General features: G+C 37.4%; 4 protein-coding genes. All 4 read left to right on the top strand.

All coding sequences use genetic code 11. The features are described from left to right. The first annotated feature begins 175 nt into the window (after nucleotides 1-175). Complete coding sequence (locus tag ABDH28_05590) at nucleotides 176-391, top strand: hypothetical protein (GenBank protein MEN2998490.1); 216 nt, start codon at nucleotides 176-178, stop codon at nucleotides 389-391. Between the two features lie 9 nt (nucleotides 392-400). Next, nucleotides 401-1,648, top strand: coding sequence for a hypothetical protein (locus ABDH28_05585; protein ID MEN2998489.1), 1,248 nt, complete (start codon nucleotides 401-403; stop codon nucleotides 1,646-1,648). 8 nt (nucleotides 1,649-1,656) lie between these two features. Further along, on the top strand, nucleotides 1,657-3,159 hold the full coding sequence (locus ABDH28_05580; GenBank protein ID MEN2998488.1) for a hypothetical protein: 1,503 nt from the start codon (nucleotides 1,657-1,659) through the stop codon (nucleotides 3,157-3,159). Then, the coding region (locus ABDH28_05575; GenBank protein ID MEN2998487.1) for a hypothetical protein at nucleotides 3,160-4,734 on the top strand (1,575 nt) is incomplete at its 3' end.

The raw sequence follows: 4,734 nt of genomic DNA, 5'->3' as shown, positions 1-4,734 counted from the left end.
ATCCTCAAGACCATTATATACCTCTCCATCATCCTCTCCAATATCTTCACCATCTTATACATCACCTTATACTTCTCCAACCTCATCTCCGACATACACTTCTCCAACCTCATCACCGACATATACTTCTCCAACGTCATCACCAACACAACAACCTATAACACTAGGAGGAGTAGTGGATAACAAAATATTTCTCAATCTTGGAAGGTCTGTAAGGCAGTATTTGGACAAGCATATTGCACCGACACTACAGCAAGAGAGAGAAATGATTGAAAGACAAAGGGCAGAAAGAATGGGAGCTATGAATTGGACAAATGTAGCAGAAGCAATAAAAATGGAAGAGGAAATAAAGAGAATGCAAGAGTTAGGTAAGAAAGCAAAGTTTGTGTAGGAGGTGAATATGTTTAAGATTAGAACTCCTTGGAACTTTGACCCAAGCGAGGGACTTACTATTTGGGAAATGCGTTCTGAAAACCAACGAAATACTGCAAACACAGGTTGGAGTCACGAAAGGAAGGAAAGAAACGCAATTGCTTTAGGGGATTATTACCTAAAAAGGCTTGGACTACAAAACGATGAAGAAATAACCGCTTTTATTGGCAAGATAGACCCTAACCTAGCAAACAGGATAAGAAGCGGAGCAATAACAGGAGACGAAAAAGATAAGGCTGTCAAGATGGCACTTGGATACTATGTTTGGGAAAACCTCGCCATACCAATGAGTGGCAAAACGGATTTTAGGGGGCTTATAGGAGAACAACAGGCTGATGATTGGAGAAAATTAACGGAGTTTATAAACCAAAACGTTGGTGATGAAAAGATAATGTCAAATCTTACCAATCTGGCGAGGCAAAGCCTTTCTGATATATTGCATTCAAAGGAAAAAGAAATAGCGAGAGGAGGATATCAGGATTGGGTTGATCAGACGCAAATGCAAAGAATTAACCAATACGCACAACAACAGAAACAGTATGAAGACGAAACTGCTAGGTTAAGACAGGATATAATATCTTTACAACAAAGTAGTGCTTTAGCAGGACTTATCAGAGCAGGAATAAATATGTATCAGAAAGCACAGGCAAAAGGACTTTCTGAACAAGCAAGGCAGGAACTAGCAGGAGGAATTGAGACAACAAGAAGCAGTATGTTTGACCAGTTTGGTATTGCTAGGAAAGGAGTTGAACTTGCAAGATTGGCTGGACACAGACAAATAGATATACAAAAATTTGCTATGGAAGATGAGGAATACGCAAAAGCAAAAGCAATTGCAATGGATAGCGTGAATAAAAGATTTCTTACGTATATGGGGCTTTTGAAAGAAGCAAAAGATGATAGTTATTTAAGTGCTAGGTTAGATATGGACAAGGAAAGTCTTAAGATGGCAAAAGAGAGATGGGAGTTTGAAAAACAAAGTGCGGCTGAACAAAAAAAGATGGCAGAGCAAACTGCATTAAGTAATTTGTTTGGAATAGCAGGAAGTATAGCAGGTGGAATATTTGGAGGACCTATTGGTGCTTTAGCAGGTGGTGTAATAGGTGGAGGTCTTGGGGGACTTTTTACTGGAAACTTTGGTGCTGGGGTGTCAGGAATATCTACAGGAATTGGAACTACTTCAACTCTTATTTCTCTGTTTAGCGGAAACAAATAGGAGGGCTTATGATTGAGTTCAAAAATGTATCTTATACCGAAAGTAAAGGAAACAAAAAGATAACAAAGCAAGTTTCTACTGGTAGCGGTGTTTTAACTACACAGGGACTTCCTAGTGCTTTTGTTCCGATTGCAGAGTTAGTTCCTAGAAAGATAATGACTGCTTACGATACACCTTGGTATTCTCCTCCAACGGAGGGAAGCTTTACTTCTGACTTCTTTAAAGAGAAAGACATTTTCTCTCCAACAGAGAAAGACCTAATTGTTAAGATAGGAAAAGCAAAATACAAAACAGCGACAGATTACACTATTGACAGAATAACAAACGCCGATGAGATGGAAACAACTATGAGACTTGTAAAAGAAGGAGTGGAAGAAATCTTTGATAATCTTAACAAGGTTGCACAACAGGATGATATAACAGATGTAAAGTTAAGTGTTGTTGGTATAGCAAGTCCCGAATTTAGGCAGTTTAGAGACCCTGAAAGCAAGAGAAAAGCAAACGAGGCGTTAGCAAAAATGCGAGGTGCTTTTGCTGAACAAGTTTTAGAGACATTGCTGGATGGAGGAAGAGTAATAATAGGAAACACTGAATACAGACTTGACAAAGAAGTGCTTGACAAACTTAAGCAAAAGAAGATTGAAGTAAGCGTTGATAGTAAAATTGTTGCTCCAGAGAAAGCAAACCAACTTGAACTTGCAAGAGGTTTTGTAATAGGTGTTGAAGGGTATGGAGAGAAAATAACTGAAGAGGAGATACCACAAGAACCAGAAAAGAAAGAAGTTGATAAAAGCGGTGTATATAGATTTGTTGCTGGTTTGCTTCCTAGCAGGCTTAAAGAAGAACCTGTTAGACCTGTCATGCCAGAAAATAGGTTCTACCCTGGACCTTTTGGAAAAGAAGCATACGTTGTAAATGGATTACACAACTATGTATCTACTCTTGCACACAACATAGGAGAAGCTAGCAAAGCGTTGGATAATCAAAAAAAGAGAGAAGTTGTTGAAGTGTTAAGAGAATTAAAGCAAACTGCGGATAAGATATCTGAAGACCCTCAACTTGTTGAATTCATTAACAACCTGTTTAAACCCTCTCCAACTGAAGCACTAAAGAATATGTATATGCTAGCAAAGATAGAGAGTGAGAGAGGAAAACAAGAAAAGATGAAGGCTGATATAGAACTTGCAAAAGCAAAAAGACAGGAAATCATAAACGATATAAGTCTTCTTGAAGACAAAAAAGACTTACTCAAATTGGAGAAAGGAAAACTTGGACTACAACTGCAGATACTAAAGCAAAAACTACAGGAAGCAAATTTAGAAAGCAAGGAAGAAAGGCACAAAGCATTTAAAGATATGGTAAAGACTTTTACAGACTTAGTTGGGAAAGGCAAAGATGTTATGATATTTCAAGATGATGAGGTTAAACAGAAATACCAAGACATACTGCGAAAAAGTTCTGACTTTATAGAAATACTTTCAAGAGAATATTTAACTCAAAAGGAGGAATAAGTGAGGTTTGAGGATGTTGTGGAGGAACAATATAACATTGCTTTAAGGGAAGGAATTGACAAAGTTGATTTTGAAAAACTCTACAACTCCTTTTTTGATACCTACCCAGAGTATAGAGGACTTTACAGGAGGGAAAAGAAGGTAAAAGAAATTGAGGAACAAGGTTTTGATAATTTACCCAATGTTGAGAAAGAACCAAAGCGGGATATTTTTAGGGAAGTAGGGCTTAAACCTTTAGAGACTACTAGTCAGGAATCCGAACTAAAAACCAAGTTAGAAACTAAAGTTGAACCAAGTCTTATACACAAAGCAGGATTAAGGGAATACAAGTATGAGATACCAAAACCAAGAAGAATACCCAAATATACTGATGATGAAGATATTGATTTGGGCGAATTTACAGACCAAAGATTTAGCATAAATTACTATCTAAAAGAGTCTCCTATAACCAATGTGTCGGGTGTGTTTTCTAATAGAACTTTGCAAGTTCAAGTTCCAACTCTTACAACACAAACTAATATACCAACTCTTACACAAACTACTAACCAAACTAACATACAGCAGGATTTATCTTTGCAAACAAACGTTCAGCAACCATTCCTACCGCAAACGACAGTTCAGACAACAAACCAATCTCCGTTTTTAGATGCTGTTTCACAGCAAACACAAACACAACAAATACAGGTTCTTGATGTGTCTAAATTACCGACACCAGATGTAAAACCAACAAGTAATTTAAATGTTGCACCAAAGTTAGAGAAGCAACCAGAAGGCAATGTTGTGGCACCGTTTGAAGCAGTTATAAACACACTCGGATTTCTTGGAAGTGTTGTGTCTTACGGTGTTGGTAAAATGGTGGAGGCTGATATAAATGAAAGTTTAAAAGTGCTAAAGCAGATTGACAGCGACATTAAAAATGGTAAAAACGTAATAGACGTAAAAAACAAGTATCCAGAAGCACTTAAAAGAGTAGGGTCTATAAGCAAACTGGCAAATATTATTGGTGATGAATGGAGTATAGAAACTGTTAGAAAAATAGAAGAAAAATTAAGGCAAGGTATAGAAGGAACGCAAGAAGTAGTGATTACAGAGGAGGAAGAGCAAAATCTAAAAAGGGTAGTGAATATTATAAAGTTCAGAAGAGCAATTGCAAAGAAAACAGAACCAGAGGATGAAAAAATATGGGAGGAGGAGAAGTATGAAAAGGGAGTTTGGGGACATAGTTGGTTTGATATAGAGGAATTTAAAGCAAGAACAGTTGGTAAAACTGTAGGTGACAATATTGGTGTAGTAATTACATCTATTCTGGCAGACATAGTAACAGACCCTCTTTTGTATCTAAAACCTGTCAAGACCGCAAGGCTTGCAACTATATACTACAAAAACACACAAGAACAACTTTCAACTAAAGGAATAGGTAAATTTATAGAAGCCTTTGGCAAAGGGTTTGTTGATGCATATAGGCTTACTGACGAAGAGTATGCAGTTGTCAAATATTTGTCAGACAAAAGGTTGGCAGATAAGCTTGCAAGTATAGGGGTTGTAAGAGCTGTAAGGGAAAACCTAGGCTCGGAA

The organism is Brevinematia bacterium, from assembly GCA_039630355.1.
Taxonomy (GTDB): Bacteria; Spirochaetota; Brevinematia; order DTOW01; family DTOW01; genus SKYB106.
The sequence above is the reverse complement of the archived record's forward strand: the minus strand, read 5'-3'. Positions and strand labels throughout refer to the sequence as shown.

Coding starts and splice junctions, on each gene's coding strand:
- ABDH28_05580 (MEN2998488.1), top strand. CDS start 1,657: ATGATTGAGTTCAAAAATGTATCTTATACCGAAAGTAAAGGAAACAAA.
- ABDH28_05585 (MEN2998489.1), top strand. CDS start 401: ATGTTTAAGATTAGAACTCCTTGGAACTTTGACCCAAGCGAGGGACTT.